Below are 22,821 nucleotides of genomic sequence, written 5' to 3' on the forward strand. Positions count from 1 at the left end.
CAATGCAATGCGCGTTCCACCTTCCAAGCTCGAGAGACATTGAGATGAATCCAGCCAATCTTCCCTTCGATTCCGAGGCGATGCTCGAGGGCTTGCGCACCTGGGTGGAATGCGAAAGCCCGACCTGGGACGCCGGTGCCGTCAACCGCATGCTCGATATTGCGGCGCGCGATATGGCCATCATGGGTGCGACGATCGAACGCATCGCCGGCCGTCAGGGCTTTGGCGGCGTCATCCGCGCGCGTTTCCCGCATCCCAAGCAGGGCGAACCGGGCATCCTGATCGCCGGGCACATGGATACCGTCCACCCGACCGGCACTATCGAGAAGCTGAAATGGCGCCGTGAGGGCAACAAATGCTACGGCCCCGGCGTCTACGACATGAAGGGCGGCAACTATCTCTCGCTGGAAGCGATCCGGCAGCTTGCGCGCGCCTCCTTCACCACGCCGCTGCCGATTACCATCCTGTTCACGCCCGACGAGGAAGTCGGCACGCCCTCGACACGCGACATCATCGAAGCAGAAGCTGCCCGCAACAAATATGTGCTGGTGCCCGAGCCCGGCCGTGCCGACAACGGCGTCACCACCGGACGTTACGCCATCGCGCGCTTCAATCTTGAAGCGACGGGACGACCGAGTCACGCCGGCGCGACGTTGTCGGCGGGACGCTCGGCGATCCGCGAGATGGCGCGGCAAATTCTCGCGATCGACGCGATGACGACGGAGGATTGCACCTTCTCGGTCGGCGTCGTGCATGGCGGGCAGTGGGTCAACTGTGTCGCGACGACCGCGACCGGCGAAGCGCTCTCGATGGCCAAGCGCCAGGCCGATCTCGACCGCGGCGTCGAACGCATGCTGGCACTCTCGGGCACCACCAACGACGTCATCTTCAAGGTGACGCGCGGCGTGACGCGGCCGGTTTGGGAGCCGGATGCCGGCACCATGGCGCTGTATGAAAAGGCACGCGGCATCGCCAAATCTCTCGGCGCGGAATTACCGCATGCAAGCTCGGGCGGCGGCTCCGACGGCAACTTCACCGGCGCGATGGGCATCCCGACGCTCGACGGCCTCGGCGTGCGCGGCGGCAATGGCCACACGCTCGAGGAATTCATCGAGGTCGACAGCCTGGTCGAGCGCGGTCGCCTGATGGCGGGGCTGCTGGCGACGCTTGAGTAGCAAGTCGGTCATGCCGGGATGGTCCGTCTCGAGATTCCGGGTTGCGCCGCGCGCCCCCGGAATGACTCGATCCATCAACCTCGCACTGCACAATGCGTTTGCAGTCGCGGATGAAATTTAGCCTTGTCTAAAAATGAGGCGCATCGTACTGCTCGATGGTCCACGCGACGATGCGGGAGAGATCGCAACGAAGGCATCAGCTTTCGTTGCGGCGCCGACGGAGCAACCGCCCCGGAAACTCTCAGGCAAAAGGACTGTATCGTCAGGACGATCTGGAGAGAGGCGGCACGATTTGACTATCGTGGCGTCCACCGAAGGGGATAGTCCGAGGTCGACCTTCCGAGGTCCGCATCGGATCAAGCTCTCAGGTAACCGTGACAGATGGGGCGCCGCCAACGGCTTTCGGGCCGGCGGTCAGCCATCTCTAACTCACGGGAGCCCCTAACTCATCATGACTCATATCGCCATCATCGGCGCCGGCATCACCGGCGTAACGACCGCCTATGCCCTGCTCGAACGCGGCTTTGAGGTGACGGTGCTCGACAAGCACCGTTATGCCGCGATGGAGACCTCGTTCGCGAACGGCGGACAGCTCTCTGCCAGCAATGCCGAAGTGTGGAACAGCACCGCGACGATCCTCAAGGGCCTGCGCTGGATGTTCCGGCGCGATGCGCCGCTGCTGATGAACCCGCGGCCGAACTGGCACAAATATTCGTGGATGAGCGAGTTCGTCGCCGCAATCGGCAACTACCGTGCGAACACGATTCTGACCACGCGGCTCGCCATCGAAGCCCGCAAGCACCTGTTCGAGATCGCGACGCGCGAAGGCATCGACTTCGATCTCGAGCGCCGCGGCATCCTCCACATCTATCACGACAAGAAGGACTTTGAATCCGGCCTGCAAGTCAACGCGCTGCTGCAGGAGGGCGGCCTCGATCGCCGCCCTGTGACAACGGAAGAAATTCGCACGATCGAGCCGACCCTGCGCAAGGAGTATTACGGCGGTTTCTACACGCCGTCGGACGCGACCGGCGATATCCACAAATTCACGCGCGGCCTTGCGGAGGCTTGCAAGCGTCGCGGCGCGACCTTCATCCACGAAGCCAACATCGATTCCATCGCGCAAGCCGGCGGCGGCTTTGTCATCGGTTGGGCTGATCTCTCGGCAAGCGACGCTGCCGCTTCTGCGCGCGGCATGCTGAAGGCGGACGGCGTCGTGGTCTGTGCCGGCGTTGCCAGCCGTCACTTTGCGGCGATGCTCGACGAGCGCGTCAACGTCTATCCGGTGAAGGGCTATTCGATCACGGTGCAGCTCGACTCCGCCGAAAGCCGCGACGCGACGCCGACGGTCAGCCTGCTCGACGAAGCCGCCAAGATCGTCACCAGCCGGCTCGGCGCCGATCGCTTTCGTGTCGCCGGCACCGCCGAGTTCAACGACTTCAACCGCGACATCCGCGCCGATCGCGTGCAGCCGCTGATCGACTGGGTGCGCAGCAATTTCCCCGATGTCGAGACCTCGCGCGTCGTGCCCTGGGCTGGCTTGCGACCGATGATGCCGAACATGATGCCAGTGGTGCGTGCAGGCCGGATGCCGGGCGTGTTCTTCAACACCGGCCACGGCCATCTCGGCTGGACCCTGTCGGCCGCAACCGCGCAGATGATTGCGGGAACCATCGACGGCTGGCGCGGGCTCAACGCACCGCGATCGGCCCCCTCACTTGCGGTTGAGCAAGAGCTGCGTCGTGCATCCTGAGTGGTCGCAAATCACTGCGGGGCGGCCCTTGCGACCGCCCTGCCCTTGGCACACAATTTGCCCCGAGAGAACGGCTCTCCGGCCGTCTCTTCCAGCCCGAGTGACAGGCGCGCATGATAGACACGACCGAATCCACGGGCGCCTCTCGGCCCCCTCAATTCCGCAGCCGGAGATAGGTGCATGCTAGGTTATCTCATTCGCCGCGTTCTGGCCGCGGTGCCCGTGATGGGCGTCGTCGCGCTGTTCGTGTTCCTGCTGCTGCGGCTGACACCTGGCGATCCCGCCGCGATCCTCGCCGGCGACAACGCGACGCCGGAGCGTCTGGAGCGCATCCGCACCTCGCTCGGCCTCAACGAGCCGTTGATCGTGCAGTTCATCACCTGGGTGAACAAGCTGCTGCACGGCGACCTCGGGACCTCGCTGATCTCCAATCTCCCGGTCATGAAGATGATCGGCCAGCGCGTCGAGCCGTCGATCTCGATCGCGCTGTCGACCATCATCCTCGCCGTCATCGTCGCCGTGCCGCTCGGCGTCATCGCGGCCTGGAAGCATGGCACCTGGATCGACCGCTTCGTGATGGGACTCTCCGTGCTCGGCTTCTCCGTGCCGGTGTTCGTGGTCGGCTACGTCCTGATCCAGGTCTTCGCCATCGACCTGCGCTGGGTGCCGGTGCAGGGCTTCAAGAGCATCTCGGCCGGCTTCGGCCCCTTCTTCGAGCGCATCATCCTGCCGACCTGCGCGCTCTCCTTCATCTACATCGCGCTGATCGCGCGCATGACCCGCGCGGCGATGCTCGACGTGCTCGGCGAAGACTACGTGCGGACCGCGCGCGCCAAGGGCATCAACGAGGTCGCGGTGATGATGCGGCACGCGCTGCGCAACGCCGCCGTGCCCGTGATCACCGTGATCGGCACCGGCTTTGCGCTGCTGATCTCCGGCGTCGTCGTCACCGAGAGCGTGTTCAACATCCCCGGCATCGGCCGCCTCACCGTGGACGCGGTGCTGGCGCGCGACTATCCGGTGATCCAGGCGATGATCCTGCTGACCTCGCTGATCTACGTCGTCGTCAATCTCCTGATCGACGTCGCCTACACGCTGCTCGATCCGCGAATCCGGTACTGAGGCAAGGACACGAACAACAATGACCGTCGACAGCCTTCCCCAGTCCTCCATTCCGATCACCTCGCCGCTGCGGCCGAAGCTCGGATTCCTCACCTCGACGCCGATCATCGCGGTCGCCACCATCCTGCTGGCGCTGATCGTGGCGGTCTCGATCCTGGCGCCGCTGATCGCGCCGCATGATCCGATCCAGCTCGCGCCATCGCAGCGGCTGAAGCCGGCGTCGGCACAATTTCTGCTCGGCACCGACGCCTATGGCCGTGACCTGTTGTCGCGCGTCATCTATGGCGGGCGCATCTCGCTGCTGATCGGCATCGGCTCGGCGATCCTGTCGATCGCCATCGGCCTCGCCATCGGCCTCGTCTCCGGCTTCTTCAAGCTGGTCGATTCCGTGCTGATGCGCGTCATGGACGGCCTGATGGCGATGCCGAGCATTCTGCTCGCGATCGCCGTGGTGTCGCTGTCAGGCGCCAGCATCTGGACCGTCATGGTCGCGATCACCATTCCTGAAATCCCGCGCGTTGCGCGGCTGGTGCGCTCGGTCGTGCTGTCCGCGCGCGAAGAACCCTATGTGGAAGCCGCTATCTCGGTCGGATCGTCGCTGCCGAAGATCATGTGGCGGCATCTGATGCCGAACACGATCGCGCCGCTGATCGTCCAGGGCACCTATGTCTGCGCGTCCGCGATCCTCACCGAGGCCATCCTCTCCTTCCTCGGCGCCGGCATCTCGCCGGAGACGCCGACCTGGGGCAACATCATGGCCGAGGGCCGCCAGTACTTCCAGCTCAAGCCGACGCTGATCTTCTGGCCGGGCCTGCTGCTCTCGATCGCCATCCTCAGCATCAACCTGATCGGCGACGCCGCCCGCGACGCCCTCGATCCCCGCATGAAGCAGCGCGAGGGCAAGTGATGAGCGATCACGTTATGACCAAAGACATCGTTCTCGACATCAACAACCTCGTCGTCTCCGTCGGCAAGAAGCCGAACGGAGCGAAGATCATCGACGGCATCTCGATCCAGGTGCGCGAGGGCGAGACGCTGTGCCTCGTCGGCGAAAGCGGCTCCGGCAAGTCGGTGACCTCGCTCACCACGATGGGCCTGCTGCCGAAGGGCACGCTGGTGCCATCAGGCGGCAGCGTCAAGCTCGTCGGCGAGGAGATCCTCACCGCGACCGATCGCCGCCTGCGCCAGCTGCGCGCGACCAGGATGGCGATGATCTTTCAGGAGCCGATGACCGCGCTCAATCCGGTGGTGCCGGTCGGCCGCCAGATTGACGAAGTCCTGCGCGCCCACACCGATCTCGACAGCAAGGCCCGCAGGAAGCGCATCCTCGACATGATGGAGCAGGTTCACCTGCCCCAGGTCGAGCGCATCTTCGCTTCCTACCCGCATCGCCTGTCCGGCGGCCAGCGCCAGCGCATCATGATCGCGATGGCCCTCGTGCTGGAGCCGAAGCTGCTGATTGCGGACGAGCCGACCACCGCGCTCGACGTCACCACGCAGAAGCAGATCCTGTCGCTGATCCGCGAGCTCCAGCGCGATCACGGCACCGCCGTGCTGTTCATCACCCACGACATGGGTGTCGTGGCCGAGATCGCCGACCGCGTCGCGGTGATGCGGCAGGGCAGACTTGTGGAGACCGGCCCGCTCGAGACCGTGCTGCGCAATCCCACGATGGAGTACACCCGCAACCTGCTCGCCTCCGTGCCGAGCCTGGTGCCGCGGCCGCCGCGCGAGGAGAGCCACGAGCCCGTCGTGCTCGAGGCCAACGACCTCAGCAAGGTCTACAAGGAGCGCGCGTTCTTCGGCAAGGGACGCGAGGTCGTCGCCGCCGACAAGGTGACGCTGACGCTGCGCAAGGGACGCACGCTCGGCATCGTCGGCGAGAGCGGCTCGGGCAAGTCGACGGTGGCGCGCTGCATCGTGCGCCTGATCGATCCGACCTCCGGCTGCGTCCGCCTCGCCGGCCGCGAGATCTCCGACATCTCGCGCCGCCTGCTGCAACCGCACCGGCAGAAGATCCAGATCGTGTTCCAGGATCCCTACCGTTCGCTGAACCCGCGCATCACCGTCGGCGAGAGCATCGCGGAAGGCCCGATCAATTACGGCGTCCCGCATGCGAGCGCGATGAAGCGTGCCCGCGAGCTGCTCGAGCTGGTCGGCCTGCCGGCCGACGCGGTGTCGCGTTATCCGCACCAGTTTTCCGGCGGCCAGCGCCAGCGCATCGCCATCGCGCGCGCGCTCGCGCTCGATCCGGACGTGCTGGTCGCGGACGAAGCGGTCTCTGCGCTCGACGTCTCGGTGCAGGCGCAGGTGCTGGAGCTGCTCGACGAGATCCAGAAGCGGCTCGGCATCGCCATTCTGTTCATCACTCACGACCTACGCGTCGCCGCGCAAATCTGCGACGAGGTCGTGGTGATGCAGCACGGCCGCGTCGTCGAGCAGGGCCCGGCGGCCGAAGTGCTGACGCATCCGCAGGAGGCCTACACCAGGGCGCTGCTGGATGCGGCGCCCGGACGCAACTGGGACTTTGCGAATTTCCGGCCGGTGTCGGAGGGTGTGGGGGCCAGCGCCTAGGTCTGTCTACCCGTCACTGCGAGTATTCCCAAAACAGCTTGAGGCCATGCGCAGCGCGACTGTCTGCCTTGCTTGCTCTTGCTGCAAAGCCGGGTAACGTCTCGCACATCATTTGCCCGGGACTTGAGTTGATGACACGCATCGCCGTCGGCGGCTTCCTGCACGAGACCAACACCTTCGCTCCGACGAAGGCGACGTTTGCGGACTTCCAGCATGGTGGCGGCTGGCCGGCGATGACCGTAGGGCCCGACGTGCTCAAGGTGATGCGGCGCATCAATGTCGGCCTCGCCGGCTTTGTCGACAGCGCCGAAGCCAATGGCTGGGAACTCATCCCGACGATTGCCTGCGGTGCGAGCCCCTCGGCACACGTGACCAAGGACGCTTTCGAGCGCATCGTGGAGGTGATGGTCGACGGCATCAGAGCCGCGGGCCCGATTGACGCTGTCTATCTCGACCTGCACGGCGCCATGGTCACCGAGCATCTCGACGACGGCGAAGGCGAGATTCTGGCGCGCGTGCGCCGCGTCATCGGCAAGGATGTTCCGTTGGTCGCGAGCCTCGACCTGCACGCCAACGTCACATCAGCAATGATGGAACATGCGGACGCGCTGATCGCCTACCGCACCTATCCTCATGTCGACATGGCCGAGACCGGCCGGGCCTCGGCAGAGCACCTCGCTCTGCTTCTGAAGACGAAGCAGCGCTTTGCAAAGTCGTTCCGCCAGATACCGTTCCTGATCGCGATCAGCTGGCAATGCACCAACGACTTTCCGACCAAGGGCATCTACGAAAGGCTCGCCGCATTGGAGAGCGATGCGGTTCCGACCCTCTCGTTCGCGCCGGGTTTCCCCGCCGCCGATTTCCGCGATTGCGGTCCGAGCGTGTTCGCCTATGGCAAGACGCAGGAAGACGCCGACCACGCAGCGGATGCGATCGTCAAGCTGATCGAAAGCCACGAGGACGATTTCGACGGCAAGATCTGGTCACCCGATGACGGCGTGCGCCACGCCATGGAACTCTCCAGGAGCGCGAGCAAGCCGATCATCATCGCCGATACCCAGGACAATCCCGGAGCCGGCGGCGATTCCGACACGACGGGCATGCTGCGCGCGCTGGTACGCAACAAGGCAAGCGCCGCGACCGGTGTGATCTACGATCCGGAGTCAGCCAAAGCGGCACATGCGGCCGGCGTCGGCGCCACCGTGACGCTCTCGCTCGGCGGCAAATCAGGGATCGCCGGCGACGAGCCCTATACCGAGACCTTCGTCGTCGAAAGCCTCTCCGACGGCCGCTTCGTCGCGCCCGGCCCCTATTACGGCGGCCGCGAGATGGAGATGGGCCCCTCCGCAGCCTTGCGCATCGGCGACGTCCGCGTCGTCGTTTCCTCGCACAAGGCGCAGCTCGCCGACCAGGCGATGTATCGCTATGTCGGCATCGAGCCGACCAAGGAGAAGATCCTGGTCAACAAGAGCTCGGTGCACTTCCGCGCCGATTTCGAGCCGATCGCGGAACAGCTGATGATCTGCGCCGCACCGGGCGCGATGCCGGCCGACACCGCCTCGCTGCCCTGGACGCGCCTGCGTCCGGGAATCCGCATCAAGCCGAACGGCCCCGTTTTCACGCCCCCTTCACGTTAACCGGACAGGAACACATGCCCACCATCGATCGCATCGACGGCTTCGCCGACGAACTCACCGCCATCCGCCGCGACCTCCACGCCCATCCCGAGATCGGCTTCGAGGAGGTGCGCACGTCAGGCATCGTCGCCGACAAGCTGGCGAGCTGGGGCATCGAGGTGCATCGCGGCCTCGGCGGCACCGGCGTGATCGGCGTCATCAAGGGCAAGGGTTCGGGCGGCAAGCGTATCGGCCTGCGCGCCGACATGGACGCGCTGCCGATGGAAGAGAACACCAATCTGAAATGGAGCTCGAAAATCCCCGGCCGCTTCCACGGCTGCGGCCATGACGGCCACACCACCATGCTGCTCGGCACCGCACGCTACCTCGCCGAGACCAGGAATTTCGACGGCACCGTGCACCTGATCTTCCAGCCGGCCGAGGAAGGCCTCGGCGGCGCACGTGCGATGATCAAGGACGGCCTGTTCGAGAAGTTTCCGTGCGACGAGCTCTACGGCCTGCATAACGCGCCCGACCTCAACCACGGCGAAATCGCGATCCTGCCCGGCCCGGCCATGGCCAGCGCCGATTTCTTCGACCTCCGCATCACCGGCTATGGTGCCCATGGCGCGATGCCCGAGCGCTCCAAGGACGCGGTGATCATCGCAACCACGCTGGCGCAAGCGATCCAGACCATCGTCAGCCGCAATGTCGAGCCGCTCCAGGCCGCCGTCGTGTCGATCACCCAGATCCATGCGGGCTCCGCCTACAACGTCATTCCCGGCGACGCGCATCTGTGCGGCACCATCCGCACCTTCTCCAAGGAAGTCCGCACCCTGGTCAGCGAACGCATCCGCACCATCTGCGCCGGCATCGCAAGCGCCTACCAGTGCGTGATCGACGTCGACATCCGCGACACCTTCAACGTGCTGGTCAACCAGGTCGAGCAGTCCAAGGTGGTCGAGGACGTCGCCCGCACGATCGTCGATCCCGCCAAGGTGATCACCCGCACCCAGCCGAAGATGGGCAGCGAGGATTTCGCCGACATGCTGGAGACCATTCCCGGCGCCTATTTCTGGGTCGGCCATGACGGCTCGGTGCCCGTCCACAATCCCGGCTTCGTGCTCGACGACAAGATCCTGCCGATCGGCGCCAGCATGTTCGCCCGGATCATCGAAACGCGTATGCCGGTGGGCTAGCAATGCAGAGGAAGGGCGTCGAGGAGGCGGTCACCTCGCTGCACGATCTGTCCGCGGTCGATCTGATCGCGGGCTATCGGGCAAAACAGTTCTCGCCGAGCGAGGTGCTGGACGATTTGCTCGCGCATGTCGCAGCGTGGGAACCGCATGTGAAGGCGCTCTATGCGTTCGATCCCCAAAGCGCGCGCGAGGCCGCAAAGGCCTCGACCGCGCGCTGGTCCGGCGGCGAGCCTTGCGGCCCGCTCGACGGCGTGCCCGTGACGGTGAAGGACAACATCGCGACCAAGGGCGTGCCCGTGCCGCTGGGGGCTGCGAGCGTCAAGCTCGTACCCGCCGAGAAGGACGCGCCACCAGCCGCGCGGCTGCGTGAGGCAGGCAGCATCATCTTCGCCAAGACGACCATGCCCGATTACGGCATGCTGTCCTCGGGGCTCTCATCGTTCCACGCGCTCGCGCGCAATCCCTGGGACCTCTCCAAGAACCCCGGCGGCTCCAGCGCCGGTGCGGGAGCTGCGGCGGCGGCCGGTTACGGTCCGCTGCATCTCGGCACCGATATCGGTGGCTCGGTGCGCCTGCCCGCGGGCTGGTGTGGCCTCGTCGGCCTGAAGCCGAGCTTCGGCCGCGTACCGATCGATCCCACTTATGTCGGCCGCGTCGCGGGTCCCATGACCCGCACGGTCGATGATTGCGCGCTGATGATGAGCGTGATCGCAAAGCCCGACCGCCGCGACGGCATGAGCCTGCCCGCCGAGCCGCTGAACTGGAAGGGATTGGACAAGTCCCCGCGCAAATTGCGGATCGGCCTGATGCTCGATGCCGGCGTCGGACTGCCGGCGGAAAAACCGGTCCGCGAGGTCGCGGTGAAGGCCGCGAAGGCATTCGAATCCGCAGGCAGCGTCGTCACCGAGGTCGACGGCATCCTGACGCGCGAGATGCTCGACGGCCTCGACAATTTCTGGCGGGCGCGGATGTGGGACGATCTGTCGAAGCTGACGCCGGCCGAACAGGCAAAGGTGCTGCCCTATATCTTCAAATGGGGTGCATCCGGCGCAAAGCTGTCGGGCGTCGACGTCATCCGCGGCTTCAACCAGACCATGGCGATCCGCGCGGCTGCGTCAAAGCTGTTCTGCGAACTCGACTATGTGATCTCTCCGACCGCGCCGAACGTGAACTACGCCGCAGACTGGGCCTCGCCCACCAACGATCCGATGAGGCCGTTCGAGCACATCTGCTATACCGTGCCGTGGAATATGTCGGAGAACCCTGCCGTATCCATTAATGGCGGCTTCGACGCCACGGGTTTTCCGATCGGCGTCCAGATCGTCGGCCGCCGCTTCGACGATATCGGCGTGCTCGGCATGGCCAAGGCCTTCGAGGGCCTGCGCGGCGCACAGAACCCCTGGCCGAAGCCTCCGGCTCACTGACGCCTTCAATACCGTCAGACCGCGACGTGGCCGGGGCTTGCTCCGGCCATTGTCGTTTGCTTACTCAGGAGAGGAAGACATGCCCAGTCCGCGCAAGACGGACGTCGACGCGCATGCATGACGTCTTACGAGACTGCGCTCAAGAAGGAAGGAAACCACCATGGCGTATGAGACGATCAAATACGAGGTCGCCGAGCAGATCCTCACCATCACGCTGAACCGGCCCGACAAGCTCAACGCCTTCAACGCGCAGATGCAGGCCGAGCTGATCGACGCGTTCGACGCCGCCGACAAGGACGACAACGTCCGCGCCATCATCGTCACCGGCGCCGGCCGCGGTTTTTGCGCGGGTGCCGATCTCTCCTCGGGTGCCGACACCTTTGATCGCGACGCACGGCGCGGGCCCGTCAAACGCTTCGCCGACGGCAAGGTCGATTACAGCGATCCGCAGGTACGCGATGGCGGCGGTCAGGTGACCTTGCGCATCTTCAAATGTCTGAAGCCGGTCATCGCTGCGGTGAACGGCCCGGCCGTCGGCATCGGCGTCACCATGCAGCTCGCGATGGACATTCGCATTGCTTCGGATGCCGCTCGCTTCGGCTTCGTGTTCTCCCAGCGCGGCATCGTGCCGGAGGCGGCCTCGAGCTGGTTCCTGCCGCGCATCGTCGGCATCTCGCAGGCGCTGGAATGGTGCTATTCCGGCCGCGTCTTCCCGGCCCAGGAAGCACTCGCCGGCCGCCTCGTCAGCAAGGTCGTGGCGCCTGATGACCTGCTACCGACCGCGCGCGCCCTCGCCAAGGAGTTCGCGGCCAAGACCGCGCCGGTGTCGGTTGCGCTGATCCGCCAGATGATGTGGCGCATGATGGGTGCCGACGATCCCATGGAAGCCCACAAGGTCGACAGCCGCGGCATCTACGCCCGCGGCCGCTCCGAGGATGTGAAGGAAGGCGTGGTGTCGTTCCTGGAGAAGCGGCCGGCGCAGTTCAAGAACAAGGTGTCCAGCGACATGCCGGACTATTTCCCGTGGTGGACGGAGCGGGAGTACAAGTGACGCCAAGCGTCATCCCGGGGCGGTGCGAAGCATCGAACCCGGGATCTCGAGATTCCGGGTTCGCCCTACGGGCGCCCCGGAATGACGACGATAGAAGTCAATCCATCACCAGCGCCACGCGCCCGATCGCCTTGCGGTCGAGCAGCAGCCGCATCGCCTTCGCGTAATCCTCCAGCGGCAGGCGGTGCGAGATGCTGGGCCGCAGCTTGCCCTCCTCTGCCCATTGCAGCAGCGCTTTCAGCCTGATCGCGCCGAGCTTGGGGTTTTTCCGCACCGCTTCGCCTGCGCGCACGCCGAGCACGCTGGCGCCCTTGATCAGCAACAGATTGGTCCTGGCCGAGCCGATGCCGCCGGTAAAGCCGATCACCAGCAGCCGCGCGCCCCAGGCGATGCAGCGCATCGAATTCTCGAACACCTCGCCGCCGACGGGATCGAACACCACGTCGGCGCCGCGGCCGTCGGTGATGCGCTTGACGGCATCGCGAAACGGCTCCCGGTCGTAGCGCACGAGATGGTCGGCACCGCGCGCTTTGGCGATCGCCAGCTTTTCGTCGCTCGACGCCGTCGCGATCACGGTCGCACCGAGCATCTTGCCGATCTCGACAGCGGCCAACCCGACACCGCCACCGGCGCCATGCACCAGCAGCACCTCGCCGGGCTCGACCCGGCCGCGATCGATCAGCGCGTGATAGGCGGTACCGTGCCCGGCGAGATAAGTCGCGGCCTCCGCATAGTCGAATGTCGACGGCATCGGCGTGAGCTGCGACGGCGTCACCACAGCTTCGTCGGTGAAGGCGCCGTGGCGCATCTTGACGATGACTTTGTCGCCGATGGAAACGCCCCTTGCCTCTGCACCGACTTCCGTGACGTCGCCGGCAGCTTCCATGCCAGGCGTGAACGGCAATTCGGGCTTGAGCTGATATTCGCCCGCGGCCATCAGCACGTCAGGGAAGTTGAGGCCGGCGGCGCGGATCGCAACCCGTACCTCGTCCGGCCTCAGGGCGCGCGAGGGAAATTCTTCCAGCCGCAAGCCTTCGGGTGCGCCGAGCGCACGACAGACGACGGCGCGCACCATCAGGCCGCGCTCGCCTTGCTGCGCAGCAGCGCCTCGCGGATCAGCGGCAGGCGGTCATTGCCGAAATACATATCGGTCTTGTTCACGAAGATCGTCGGCGAGCCGAACCCGCCGCGCGCGACGACCTCTTCCGTGTTGGCCTTGAGCTGATCCTTGATCGGCTGCTCCGAGATGCCGGCGAACAATTTTTGCTCGTCGATGCCGACCTTCTTGCAGATCTCGGCCAGCACCACATCCTGCGAAATGTCCTTGTCGTCGCCCCAATAGGCCTCGAATACCGATGTCGCGAACGGCACCATGTCTTTGCCGAGCCAGATGCAGCCGCGCATCGCCTTGACGCTGTTCACCGGGAACACCGTCGGCGGCATCTTGATCGACAGGCCCGCCGAGCGTGCCCAATCCTGCAGATCCTTTTTCATGTAGCGTGCCTTCAGCGGCACTGGTTTCTCCCGCTGCGCATAGACGCTCGGATTGACCGTGTTGAAAATGCCGCCGACCAGGATCGGCCGCCAGACGATCTCCGCTCCGAGTTCCTTCGCCAGCGGCTGGATGTTGTGGAAGGCGAGATAGGTCCAGGGACTGGAACAGTCGAAGAAGAATTCGATCATGGTGCTTTCCTTTGCATGTATTCGGTACGGTCTGTCCACTGTCGTTGCGACCGAAGCGAAGCAATCCAGACTGCCGCCGCGGAAGGATTCTGCATTGCTTCGTCGCAACGGCTCCTCGCAATGACGAGGAGAGAGCGGTGGCCGTCACTTCTTTTCCAACAACTCCTTCGCACGCTGGCCGAACATGATCTTGCGTGATTCCTCGTCGAACGGCTCTTTCACGAATCTTCCGATCGCGAGTCCCGCCTGCACCTGCGGCCTCGCACGCACCTCGGCGTACCAGCGCTTCACGTTGGGATAGTCGTCGAGAGTAAAGCCCTGCGCCTTGTGGGTCATGGTCCAGGGGAAGCAGGCGATGTCCGCGATGGAATAGTCGCCGGCGACATAGGCGCCGGTCCTGGCGAGCTGCCGGTCGAGCACGCCATAGAGCCGCGCCGCCTCGTCGCGGTAGCGCTCGATCGCGTAGGGAATTTTCTCAGCCGCGTAGAGCGCGAAATGGCCGTGCTGGCCGAGCATCGGCCCGAGTCCCGCCATCTGCCACATCACCCACTGGATGGTGGTGGAGCGGCCACGCAGATCGCTTGGGAGGAAGCGGCCGGCCTTTTCCGCCAGATAGATCAGGATCGCACCAGTCTCGAACACCGGGAACGGTGCGCCGCCATCGGCAGGCTCGTGATCGACGATCGCCGGAATGCGGTTGTTGGGCGAGATCGCCAGGAATTCGGGGTTGAACTGCTCGCCGGCGCGGATGTTGACGGGCTTCACCTGATAGGGAAGCCCGAGTTCCTCCAGCATGATCGAGATTTTCCAGCCGTTCGGCGTCGGCGCGTAGTGGAGATCGATCATCACCTTCCCTGTCATCGCCGCTGGAATAGCGAGCGACTTTTGTTGTTCTGTACCTCGACGTTAAGACATGGCAGACAGTGGCGCAACGACAACCCGCCGGGAGGGACCCATGCTGTTTCCAACGACGATCGCCGGCTCCTTGCCCAAGCCGGAATGGCTGGCCGAGCCCAACATGCTCTGGGCGCCCTGGAAGTCTGGAGGTGACGAACTGCTACGCGCCAAGCGCGATGCGACGCTGATCTGGCTGAAGATCCAGGAAGACGCCGGCATCGACATCGTCACCGAGGGCGAGCAGGCCCGCCAGCATTTCGTTCACGGTTTTCTGGAGAAGATCGAAGGCATCGATTTCGCCCACAAGGTCGAGATGGGCATCCGCAAGGATCGCTACAAGGCGATGGTGCCGCAGGTGGTCGCGCCGCTCCGGCTCAAGGGGCGCGTTCACGACTTTGAGGCGCGCGTGGCGCGCACGCACACCAAGAAGAAGCTGAAATTCACTCTGCCCGGCCCGATGACCATCATCGACACCATCGCGGATCGTTACTATGGAGACCGCGTCAAGATGGCCTTCGCCTTTGCCGAGCTGCTCAATGAAGAAGCCAAGGCGCTTCAGGCCGACGGTGTCGATCTCGTGCAGTTCGACGAACCCGCCTTCAACGTCTACATGGACGAGGTCAACGACTGGGGCATCAGGGCGCTGGAGCGCGCGGCGCAAGGCCTCACCTGCACCACCGCCGTGCACATCTGCTACGGTTACGGCATCAAGGCCAACACCGACTGGAAGGAGACGCTCGGCGCGCAATGGCGGCAGTACGAACAGATTTTCCCGGCGATCGACGCCAGCCCGATCCAGCAGGTCGCGATCGAGTGCCGCAATTCGAAGGTGCCGCTCGATCTGCTCGCGCTCTTGAAGAACAAGATCGTGCAGGCCGGCGTCATCGACGTCGCCAGCGACACGGTCGAGACCGCCGAGGACGTCGTCAAGGTGATCGATGCTGTCTCGAAATTCGTGCCCAAGAGCAACATCATCGCCACCACCAATTGCGGCATGGCGCCGATGCGGCGCGAGATCGCCGAAGCCAAGCTGATGGCACTCGGCGCAGGCGCGGCGCTTGCGCGCGAGAAGCTGGGGTGACGGCGGGGCTTCGACTCTAGGGCTATGCGGACGGATGCAGTACGGCTTGATAGCCGGCATGCAGTGCGCGGAGTGTCGACGGCGGCGTGAGCAAAGTTGCGGCGCCGGGGAGCTGCTCCGCCGCAATATACCCCGCCGGCGACCACAGCAGCACCCTGCCCAGTGTGACGAGGTAGCTCGCCTCGCCCTGTTGAACCATCGCGCCGTCGGGCAACTGGTCGAGCGGCACCAGCAGCGCGTGCAGGCGTTTCTTGCCGCGGTCGAGTCGTTCGTGGTGCAGCACCGTGTCGATGTCGTGCATGCGGACGTCCTGCACGCGGTTGCCCTTCTCCCAGGCGGCGCGGAAGCGATTGGCATCGTCGCGGCGACAGTAGAAGCAGGGGCGATGGCCGGCGGCGAGGGCCGTGGCCTCATCCAAAAAGAACAGCTCGGTCCAGCTTTGCTGCGCCATCACCTCGCGGCGGCGGCCGCGGAATTCGCAGGTGCAGGTGAGCCAGGCCGGCGACGACCAGCGCTTCCTCAACAGCGTTTTCGTCGCGGGATCGTGGATGATGCCGCGATTGCCGGTGAACATTCCGCGATGTGGCGTCGAGATGATCTCGCCGGTCGGGGTAACGCGGTTTTGCAGGGGCATGGCCGCCTCCACCGCTCATTGCTAGCGAAGCGACGATAGTTACGCCGCGCCGTCGCGCAGCGGCGGGTGGTAGGACAGCGCGGTGTCCCAGGGAAAGAAGATCCAGGTGTCCTGCGAGACCTCGGTGATGAACGTGTCGACCAGCGGACGGCCCTTCGGCTTGGCGTAGACGGTGGCGAAATGCGCATCGGGCAGCATTTCGCGCACCAGCTTGCCGGTCTTGCCGGTGTCGACGAGATCGTCGACGATCAACAGCCCCTTGCCGGTGCCGCCGCCGAGCTTCATTGCCTGTTCGGAAATACCCTTCAGAACCTGCAGCTCGCCCTGCTTGTCGTGGTCGTAGCTGGCGATGCAGACCGTGTCGATCACGCGCACGCCGAGCTCACGCGCGACGATCGCGGCCGGCACCAGGCCGCCGCGGGTGATCGCGATCACCGCGTGGAACGGGCCGACCTCGTTGAGCCGCCAGGTCAGCGCCCGGCAGTCCCGGTGGAACTGATCCCACGACACCGGAAAGGGCCTGCCAGCCCGCTCCTGCGCGCTCAATTCCGGTGCTTCTCCAGCCATCGTCGTCTCCTGCTTCGTCTGCCGGCAGCTAGGTTGCTAGCGGGTGATGTTCAATCCCGCCAGCATTTCCTTCACCGCCGCCATCGCGGATGCGAGCTTAACCGCATCGCGCGAGCGCACCACGAGGTTGGTGTTCGGCTTCTGCTCCTCGTCCATGAAGGGGTAGCTGCCGATGATGGTGTCGGGGTGGGCAGCGGCGATCGCCCGCAAGGGGCTACCGATATCGCCCTCCCGCGCATTGGCGCGGACCGATTCGGAGAGCATGCGCACGCCCGATTTGAGCTTGGGCGAGACGATGTCCATCATCGCCTGCATGATCGAGGGCACGCCGGCCATGACGATGACATTGCCGATCTTGAAGCCGGGCGCGAGGATGGTCGCGCTCTGGATCAGCTCGGCACCATCGGGGATGCGGGCCATGCGCAAACGCGCCTCGTTGAGGTCCTGCTCGCTCCAACGTTCCCTGAAACGGGCGACCACCTCCGGATGGTGATCGATGCCGACGCCGAACGCCTTGGCGACGCTGTCGGCGGTGATGTCGTCATGGGTCGGCCCGATGCCGCCGGTTGTGAAAACATAGGTGTAGCGATGCCGCAGTGCATCCAACGCGGCGATGATGTCGGGCTCGTCGTCGGAGACGACCCGGACTTCCTTCAAATCGATACCGATATTGGTCAGGTATTCGGCGATGAAGCCGATATTCTTGTCCTTGGTCCGGCCGGACAGGATTTCATCCCCGATGACCAGAATGCCCGCCGTGACGATCTCGCTCATGCCTTAAGTCCCTCACCTCTGGTCCCGACTTTGCCGAGGTAACGCGTTGAAGTCACGCGGTTTTGCTGCCGAAATAAGCAGTCCTCAGCCATTTTTTCAGGCACGTTGCCGACCATATCAGGCAAATGCCCTCTCTCCCTGCTTATCGCGCTGGCCCGGCCCTTGCTACCTCCTCAAAGTCATGCACTCTTGCCGCATGGCCTCAGGACGTTGCGGTCTGCACCTGACCTCACCGACCTGACCATTGGCGCAACGCCGAGCGGAGACAAAGTCGGGATCTATGGCAGTCGCGTTTGATGAAATGAATATTCCAGGGGGGGACCTTCGCCCCGCCTATCAGGAGCTGGCACGCTGGCTCAAGGAGACGCCTCCCGAGGCGCTCGAGTATCGCCGCCAGGAGGCCGAGCTCCTATTCCGCCGCATCGGCATCACCTTCGCAGTCTATGGCGACTCCGAATCCACCGAGCGCCTGATCCCGTTCGACGTGATCCCGCGGATCATGTCCGGCAAGGAATGGACGTTGCTTGAAAAGGGACTGAAACAGCGCGTGAAGGCGCTGAACATGTTCCTGCGCGACATCTATCATGGCCGAGAAATCCTCCGCGCCGAAATCGTGCCCGACGATCTGATCTTCCAGAATCCGGTGTTCCGGCCCGAGATGAACGGCCAGCAGGTGCCGCACGACGTCTACGTGCATATCGCCGGCATCGACATCGTCCGTGTCGATGCCGAAGACTTCATCGTGCTGGAGGACAATGCGCGGACACCGTCCGGCGTGTCCTACATGCTGGAAAACCGCGAGATCATGATGCGGTTGTTTCCGGATCTGTTCGCCCGCCACAGGGTGGCGCCGGTCGAGCGCTATCCGGACGAGCTGCTCGCCGCGCTCCGCTCGGTCGCACCGCATAGCGCCTCGGGCGAGCCGACGGTCGCCCTGCTCACGCCCGGCGTCTACAACTCGGCCTATTACGAGCACTCCTTCCTCGCCGACAAGCTCGGCGTCGAGCTCGTCGAAGGCCGCGACCTCGTCGTCAAGAACAACGAAGTGTTCATGCGGACGACGGAAGGCCTGAAGCGGGTCGACGTGATCTATCGCCGCGTCGACGACGATTTCATCGATCCCCTCACCTTCCGACCCGACTCCGTGCTCGGCGTGCCCGGACTGATGTCGGCCTATGCGGCCGGCAACATCACGCTCGCCAACGCGGTCGGCACCGGCATCGCCGACGACAAGGCGATCTACTCCTACATGCCCGACATCGTGAAGTTCTATCTCGGCGAGGAGCCGATCCTGAAGAACGTGCCGACCTGGCGTTGTCGCGAGCCGAAGGATCTGGCTTACGTGCTGGACAATCTCGGCGAGCTCGTCGTGAAGGAAGTGCACGGCTCCGGCGGCTACGGCATGCTGATCGGCCCAGCCGCAACGAAGGCGACCATCGAAGCCTTCCGCGAGAAGCTCAAGCGCGAGCCGGAAGGCTTCATCGCCCAGCCGACGCTGGCGCTCTCGACCTGCCCGACCTGCACGGCGTCCGGCCTTGCGCCGCGCCACGTCGATCTTCGCCCCTTCGTGCTGACCGGCAGCAAGAGCACGACGATCGTGCCGGGCGGGCTGACGCGCGTGGCGCTGAAGGAAGGTTCGCTCGTGGTGAATTCGAGCCAGGGCGGTGGCACCAAAGACACCTGGATTTTGGACGAGTAGTCAGATGCTGTCGCGTACCGCCGAAAACCTCTACTGGCTCGCCCGCTACGTCGAACGGGCCGAGTATCTCGCACGCACCATCGATGCGACCTTGCGCGTCACCGCGCTTCCCGCCGCCTATATCGGCAAGACCAACGAATGGGACTCCGCGCTGCTCACCGCCGGCGTCGCGGAAAGCTTCTATCAGACCCACGAGGAAGCCAACGAGCACAACGTCGTCGACTACCTCTCGTTCTCGGCCGACAACCCGTCCTCGATCAGGAACTGCATCGAGGCGGCGCGGCTGAACTCGCGCTCGGTGCGCACGGCGCTGACCAGCGAGATGTGGGACACCATCAACTCGGCCTGGATCGAGCTGCAGGAGGTCTGGAGCAAGGGCACCTCGACGCGCGAGGACCTCGCAAAATTCCTGCGGTTCGTGCAGGAAACCTCCCTGCGTTTCGACGGTTCGGCCTACCGGACCATGCTGCGCAACGACGCCTATTGGTTCTCCCGCCTCGGCCTGCATCTGGAGCGCGCCGACAATACCGCACGCATTCTTGACGTGAAGTATCACGTGCTGCTGCCCGAAGAGGAGCATGTCGGCGGTCCGCTAGACTTCTATCAGTGGAGCTCGATCCTGCGCTCGGTGTCGGCGCTGACGGCCTATCACTGGGTCTATCGCGAGACGCTGAAGCCGTGGCTGGTCGCGGACCTGCTGATCCTCAACGGCACGCTGCCGCGCTCGCTCGCAAGCTGCTACGACAATCTCGTGCGCAACCTCGACCAGATCGGCGTCGCCTACGGCCGCCAGGGCCCGGCCCAGCGCCACGCCCGCGGCATCCGCAACCGGCTGGAACACAGCAACATGAACGACATTTTCCAGCACGGCGTGCATGAATTCATTCAGGAATTCATCGCAGACAATTCCAGGCTGGGCGAAATCATCACGAAGCAGTATTTGATCTGATACACGCAGTCACTCCGGGTCGCGCGCCGCGCGAACCCGGACTGACGGAATCAAAGCACCATGCGCCTGCGAATCCAGCACACCACGAGCTATCGCTACGAGCCGGCGGCGACGAGCGTGATCCAGATCCTGCGCATGACGCCGTGCAGCCATGACGGGCAATATGTGGCGGAATGGCAGATCGACGTCTCGACCGACACCAAGCTCGACATGCACGAGGACGCGTTCGGCAACGTCACCCATGTGCTGTCCTGCGGACCCGTCAGCGACATCAAGATCACGGCCGAAGGCCTGATCGAGACCCATGACACCGGCGGCGTGCTGCGCGGCGCCGACGAGCGCTTTCCTGCCGACATGTTCCTGCGCACGACCGACCTCACGACTGTCAATCCCGCCATGATGGCGGTCGCGCGCCAGTTGCGCAGTGAGGCTGAGAGCGACATGCTCGGCTTCCTGCACACGCTGATGTCGCAAATCGGCGATCACATGACCTTTGACGAGGACCCGACCAACAGCGGCACCTCGGCGGCGGAGGCGTTCACGCTCAAGCGCGGCGTCTGTCAGGACTACGCGCATATCTTCATCGCTTGCGCCCGCACCGGCGGCGTGCCGGCACGCTTCGTCTCCGGTCACTTCCTGCGCTCCGACGGCACCGTGCACCAGGATGCCGGGCACGCCTGGGTGGAGGCCTACGTCCCCGATCTCGGCTGGGTCGGCTTCGATCCCGCCAACAGCATCTGCACCACCGACGCCCATGTTCGCGTCGCGATCGGGCTCGACTATCTCGGTGCGGCACCGGTGCGCGGCACCCGCTACGGCGGTGGCGCGGAAACGCTGACGGTCGCGGTCAAGGTCGAGCAGGCCGGGCGCGGCGGTCAGTCGCAATCGCAGTCGCAGCGACAGAGCTAATCGTCCGACCTCCCCCGAGGAATCGGGGGTTTCATGCCTCCCCGAAATTGGCTAGTAATTTCGCGCAAACGCGTTCGGGGACTGGAAATGACCTATTGCTGCGGAATCCTGGTTCGGGACGGTCTGGTGATGATCGCCGACACCCGCACCAATGCCGGCCTCGACAACGTCTCGACCTTCCGCAAGCTGCATATCTTCTCCAAGCCCGGCGACCGCATCATGGCGATCGCCAGTGCCGGCAACCTCGCCATCAGCCAGTCGGTGCTCTCCACCCTGACCGAGGGGCTGGAGGACCCCAACACGGGCGAGATCGAGACGCTGATGAATGCGCCGACCATGTTCCAGGCCGCCCAGCGCATCGGCCGTGCGATCCGGGCGGTGCATGCGACCGAAGGCCCCGCGCTGAAGTCCGAGGACGTGTCCTTCGACGTCTCCTTCCTGTTCGGCGGCCAGATCAAGGGCGCGCGCATGCGCCTGTTCATGGTCTACACCGCTGGCAATTTCATCGAGTGCACCACGGACACGCCGTACCTTCAGATCGGCGAGCACAAATACGGCAAGCCGGTGCTCGACCGCGCCATGCACTACGACGTCGAGTTGTACGAGGCGCTGAAGACCGGCCTGATCTCGATGGACTCGACGATGCGCTCGAATCTCGGCGTCGGCCTGCCGATCGACGTGCTGGTGGTGCGGAGCGATGCGTGCGAGGCCGATCTCAATCACCGCATCGAGGCGGGCGAGCCCTATTTCCACGATCTGCGTTCGCGCTGGTCGGCGGCGCTCCGCGCCGCGCACCAGAACATTCCGCGGCCGCCCTACAAGAACGAAAAAGAACCCAAAACCTGACAACCGAAGAAAAGGCAGGAAACGATGAGTGAAGCAAAAAAGATCGCATTGGTGACGGGCGCCGGCACCGGTGTCGGGCGCGCCGCGTCGCTGGCGCTGATGAACATCGGCTTCACCGTTGTGCTGGTCGGCCGCCGCCTCGACATGCTCGAGGAGACCGCGAAGCTCGGCCCCGCGGGCAAGAGCCTGTGCGTCACCGCCGACATGACCAAGCCGGACTCCATCGCCGCGCTGTTCGACAAGGTGAAGGCGACCTACGGCCGCCTCGACGTGCTCTTCAACAATGCCGGCATGGGCGCACCCGCCGTCAACTTCGAGGACCTCAGCCTCGAGCAGTGGCAGGCGGTGGTGAACACCAACCTCACCGGCCCGTTCCTGTGCACGCAGCACGCCTTCCGCATCATGAAGGACCAGAGCCCGCGCGGCGGGCGCATCATCAACAACGGCTCGATCTCGGCGCATGCGCCGCGGCCGTTCTCGGCGGCCTACACCTCGACCAAGCACGCCATCACCGGCCTCACCAAGGCGAGCAATCTCGACGGGCGCATGTACGACATCGCGGTCGGCCAGGTCGACATCGGCAATGCCGCGACCCCGATGACCGACCGCATGGTCAACGGCCCCGGCGTGCTGCAGCCCGACGGCACCACCAAGCACGAGCCGCGCATGGACGCGAAGGCGGTCGGCGATGCCGTCGCCTACATGGCCGGCCTGCCGCTCGATGCCAACGTGCTGACCATGACTGTCATGGCCAGCAAGATGCCGTTCGTCGGACGCGGCTGACCGAAAATTGTGAAAACAACCCCATGCACAGTAGAATGCGTGGGGTTGTAATCTGTCTTCGGCAACCGGGGTGACGTCGACCAGA

Annotated in this window: 21 protein-coding genes and 2 riboswitches; of the genes, 15 read left to right on the forward strand and 6 right to left on the reverse strand. The window is 64.7% G+C overall.

Features of this window, described 5'->3' with window-relative positions:
* The first annotated feature begins 44 nt into the window (after positions 1-44).
* The 9 genes from QY049_RS00125 (at position 45) to QY049_RS00165 (ending at position 11,914) form a co-directional block, all read left to right on the forward strand.
* Positions 45-1,175, forward strand: coding sequence for a M20/M25/M40 family metallo-hydrolase (locus QY049_RS00125; protein ID WP_301268559.1), 1,131 nt, complete (start codon positions 45-47; stop codon positions 1,173-1,175).
* 163 nt (positions 1,176-1,338) lie between these two features.
* Positions 1,339-1,442, forward strand: a riboswitch (glycine riboswitch).
* 3 nt (positions 1,443-1,445) lie between these two features.
* A riboswitch (glycine riboswitch) is annotated at positions 1,446-1,558 on the forward strand.
* 68 nt (positions 1,559-1,626) lie between these two features.
* Positions 1,627-2,928 (forward strand): D-amino acid dehydrogenase, encoded by a 1,302-nt coding sequence (locus QY049_RS00130; protein ID WP_301268560.1) that lies wholly within the window; start codon positions 1,627-1,629, stop codon positions 2,926-2,928.
* 180 nt (positions 2,929-3,108) lie between these two features.
* Positions 3,109-4,050, forward strand: a complete 942-nt coding sequence (locus tag QY049_RS00135) for an ABC transporter permease (RefSeq protein WP_194482034.1) — start codon at positions 3,109-3,111, stop codon at positions 4,048-4,050.
* Between the two features lie 19 nt (positions 4,051-4,069).
* Complete coding sequence (locus QY049_RS00140) at positions 4,070-4,957, forward strand: ABC transporter permease (RefSeq protein ID WP_194482033.1); 888 nt, start codon at positions 4,070-4,072, stop codon at positions 4,955-4,957.
* A gap of 14 nt (positions 4,958-4,971) precedes the next feature.
* Positions 4,972-6,624, forward strand: a complete 1,653-nt coding sequence (locus QY049_RS00145) for an ABC transporter ATP-binding protein (RefSeq protein ID WP_301268619.1) — start codon at positions 4,972-4,974, stop codon at positions 6,622-6,624.
* Positions 6,625-6,755: 131 nt separating this feature from the next.
* Positions 6,756-8,261, forward strand: coding sequence for a M81 family metallopeptidase (locus QY049_RS00150; protein ID WP_301268561.1), 1,506 nt, complete (start codon positions 6,756-6,758; stop codon positions 8,259-8,261).
* Positions 8,262-8,275: 14 nt separating this feature from the next.
* Complete coding sequence (locus tag QY049_RS00155) at positions 8,276-9,439, forward strand: M20 aminoacylase family protein (protein ID WP_301268562.1); 1,164 nt, start codon at positions 8,276-8,278, stop codon at positions 9,437-9,439.
* A 2-nt stretch (positions 9,440-9,441) separates the two neighbouring features.
* The gene (locus QY049_RS00160) at positions 9,442-10,863 is read left to right on the forward strand and encodes an amidase (protein WP_301268563.1); all 1,422 of its coding nucleotides are present in this window, start codon (positions 9,442-9,444) and stop codon (positions 10,861-10,863) included.
* Positions 10,864-11,023: 160 nt separating this feature from the next.
* The gene (locus QY049_RS00165) at positions 11,024-11,914 is read left to right on the forward strand and encodes a crotonase/enoyl-CoA hydratase family protein (RefSeq protein ID WP_194482029.1); all 891 of its coding nucleotides are present in this window, start codon (positions 11,024-11,026) and stop codon (positions 11,912-11,914) included.
* A 97-nt stretch (positions 11,915-12,011) separates the two neighbouring features.
* On the opposite strand, the gene QY049_RS00170 is transcribed toward QY049_RS00165, so the two are convergent.
* The 3 genes from QY049_RS00170 to QY049_RS00180 all read right to left on the reverse strand — a co-directional run bounded on the left by QY049_RS00170 (position 12,012) and on the right by QY049_RS00180 (position 14,443).
* Positions 12,012-12,989, reverse strand: a complete 978-nt coding sequence (locus QY049_RS00170; RefSeq protein WP_301268564.1) for an NADPH:quinone oxidoreductase family protein — start codon at positions 12,987-12,989, stop codon at positions 12,012-12,014.
* Positions 12,989-13,597, reverse strand: coding sequence for a 2-hydroxychromene-2-carboxylate isomerase (locus QY049_RS00175; RefSeq protein ID WP_258766411.1), 609 nt, complete (start codon positions 13,595-13,597; stop codon positions 12,989-12,991). Before QY049_RS00175 ends, QY049_RS00170 begins: the two co-directional genes overlap by 1 nt.
* Before the next feature lie 144 nt (positions 13,598-13,741).
* A complete protein-coding gene (locus tag QY049_RS00180) occupies positions 13,742-14,443 on the reverse strand; it encodes a glutathione S-transferase N-terminal domain-containing protein (RefSeq protein ID WP_301268565.1) in 702 nt (233 codons plus the stop codon).
* 109 nt (positions 14,444-14,552) lie between these two features.
* Between QY049_RS00180 and QY049_RS00185 the strand changes: the two genes are divergently transcribed.
* On the forward strand, positions 14,553-15,575 hold the full coding sequence (locus tag QY049_RS00185) for a methionine synthase (protein ID WP_194482025.1): 1,023 nt from the start codon (positions 14,553-14,555) through the stop codon (positions 15,573-15,575).
* A gap of 22 nt (positions 15,576-15,597) precedes the next feature.
* Here QY049_RS00185 and QY049_RS00190 read toward each other — a convergent pair whose 3' ends face one another.
* The 3 genes from QY049_RS00190 to QY049_RS00200 are packed head-to-tail and all read right to left on the reverse strand — an operon-like array spanning position 15,598 to position 17,550.
* Positions 15,598-16,209, reverse strand: coding sequence for a hypothetical protein (locus tag QY049_RS00190; protein ID WP_301268566.1), 612 nt, complete (start codon positions 16,207-16,209; stop codon positions 15,598-15,600).
* Between the two features lie 39 nt (positions 16,210-16,248).
* The gene (gene gpt / locus QY049_RS00195; RefSeq protein ID WP_194482023.1) at positions 16,249-16,776 is read right to left on the reverse strand and encodes a xanthine phosphoribosyltransferase; all 528 of its coding nucleotides are present in this window, start codon (positions 16,774-16,776) and stop codon (positions 16,249-16,251) included.
* A 36-nt stretch (positions 16,777-16,812) separates the two neighbouring features.
* The gene (locus QY049_RS00200) at positions 16,813-17,550 is read right to left on the reverse strand and encodes a molybdopterin-binding protein (protein ID WP_194482022.1); all 738 of its coding nucleotides are present in this window, start codon (positions 17,548-17,550) and stop codon (positions 16,813-16,815) included.
* 280 nt (positions 17,551-17,830) lie between these two features.
* On the opposite strand from QY049_RS00200, the gene QY049_RS00205 reads away from it, so the two are divergent.
* The 5 genes from QY049_RS00205 to QY049_RS00225 all read left to right on the forward strand — a co-directional run bounded on the left by QY049_RS00205 (position 17,831) and on the right by QY049_RS00225 (position 22,736).
* Positions 17,831-19,249: a circularly permuted type 2 ATP-grasp protein gene (locus QY049_RS00205; protein WP_301268567.1), complete on the forward strand. Its 1,419-nt coding sequence runs from the start codon at positions 17,831-17,833 to the stop codon at positions 19,247-19,249.
* A gap of 4 nt (positions 19,250-19,253) precedes the next feature.
* A complete protein-coding gene (locus QY049_RS00210) occupies positions 19,254-20,198 on the forward strand; it encodes an alpha-E domain-containing protein (RefSeq protein ID WP_128951022.1) in 945 nt (314 codons plus the stop codon).
* Positions 20,199-20,258: 60 nt separating this feature from the next.
* Complete coding sequence (locus QY049_RS00215; protein ID WP_301268568.1) at positions 20,259-21,107, forward strand: transglutaminase family protein; 849 nt, start codon at positions 20,259-20,261, stop codon at positions 21,105-21,107.
* 87 nt (positions 21,108-21,194) lie between these two features.
* Positions 21,195-21,953: a proteasome-type protease gene (locus QY049_RS00220; protein WP_194482019.1), complete on the forward strand. Its 759-nt coding sequence runs from the start codon at positions 21,195-21,197 to the stop codon at positions 21,951-21,953.
* 24 nt (positions 21,954-21,977) lie between these two features.
* Positions 21,978-22,736, forward strand: coding sequence for an SDR family oxidoreductase (locus QY049_RS00225; protein ID WP_194482018.1), 759 nt, complete (start codon positions 21,978-21,980; stop codon positions 22,734-22,736).
* Positions 22,737-22,821: the final 85 nt, after the last annotated feature.

The organism is Bradyrhizobium sp. WYCCWR 13022 (genome assembly GCF_030435535.1).
Lineage (GTDB): Bacteria > Pseudomonadota > Alphaproteobacteria > Rhizobiales > Xanthobacteraceae > Bradyrhizobium.

Coding starts and splice junctions, on each gene's coding strand:
- gpt (WP_194482023.1), bottom strand. CDS start 16,776: ATGGCTGGAGAAGCACCGGAATTGAGCGCGCAGGAGCGGGCTGGCAGG.
- QY049_RS00155 (WP_301268562.1), top strand. CDS start 8,276: ATGCCCACCATCGATCGCATCGACGGCTTCGCCGACGAACTCACCGCC.
- QY049_RS00150 (WP_301268561.1), top strand. CDS start 6,756: ATGACACGCATCGCCGTCGGCGGCTTCCTGCACGAGACCAACACCTTC.
- QY049_RS00130 (WP_301268560.1), top strand. CDS start 1,627: ATGACTCATATCGCCATCATCGGCGCCGGCATCACCGGCGTAACGACC.
- QY049_RS00125 (WP_301268559.1), top strand. CDS start 45: ATGAATCCAGCCAATCTTCCCTTCGATTCCGAGGCGATGCTCGAGGGC.
- QY049_RS00165 (WP_194482029.1), top strand. CDS start 11,024: ATGGCGTATGAGACGATCAAATACGAGGTCGCCGAGCAGATCCTCACC.
- QY049_RS00220 (WP_194482019.1), top strand. CDS start 21,195: ATGACCTATTGCTGCGGAATCCTGGTTCGGGACGGTCTGGTGATGATC.
- QY049_RS00205 (WP_301268567.1), top strand. CDS start 17,831: ATGGCAGTCGCGTTTGATGAAATGAATATTCCAGGGGGGGACCTTCGC.
- QY049_RS00215 (WP_301268568.1), top strand. CDS start 20,259: ATGCGCCTGCGAATCCAGCACACCACGAGCTATCGCTACGAGCCGGCG.
- QY049_RS00160 (WP_301268563.1), top strand. CDS start 9,442: ATGCAGAGGAAGGGCGTCGAGGAGGCGGTCACCTCGCTGCACGATCTG.
- QY049_RS00225 (WP_194482018.1), top strand. CDS start 21,978: ATGAGTGAAGCAAAAAAGATCGCATTGGTGACGGGCGCCGGCACCGGT.
- QY049_RS00185 (WP_194482025.1), top strand. CDS start 14,553: ATGCTGTTTCCAACGACGATCGCCGGCTCCTTGCCCAAGCCGGAATGG.
- QY049_RS00210 (WP_128951022.1), top strand. CDS start 19,254: ATGCTGTCGCGTACCGCCGAAAACCTCTACTGGCTCGCCCGCTACGTC.
- QY049_RS00180 (WP_301268565.1), bottom strand. CDS start 14,443: ATGATCGATCTCCACTACGCGCCGACGCCGAACGGCTGGAAAATCTCG.
- QY049_RS00145 (WP_301268619.1), top strand. CDS start 4,972: ATGACCAAAGACATCGTTCTCGACATCAACAACCTCGTCGTCTCCGTC.
- QY049_RS00175 (WP_258766411.1), bottom strand. CDS start 13,597: ATGATCGAATTCTTCTTCGACTGTTCCAGTCCCTGGACCTATCTCGCC.
- QY049_RS00140 (WP_194482033.1), top strand. CDS start 4,070: ATGACCGTCGACAGCCTTCCCCAGTCCTCCATTCCGATCACCTCGCCG.
- QY049_RS00135 (WP_194482034.1), top strand. CDS start 3,109: ATGCTAGGTTATCTCATTCGCCGCGTTCTGGCCGCGGTGCCCGTGATG.
- QY049_RS00170 (WP_301268564.1), bottom strand. CDS start 12,989: ATGGTGCGCGCCGTCGTCTGTCGTGCGCTCGGCGCACCCGAAGGCTTG.
- QY049_RS00200 (WP_194482022.1), bottom strand. CDS start 17,550: ATGAGCGAGATCGTCACGGCGGGCATTCTGGTCATCGGGGATGAAATC.
- QY049_RS00190 (WP_301268566.1), bottom strand. CDS start 16,209: ATGCCCCTGCAAAACCGCGTTACCCCGACCGGCGAGATCATCTCGACG.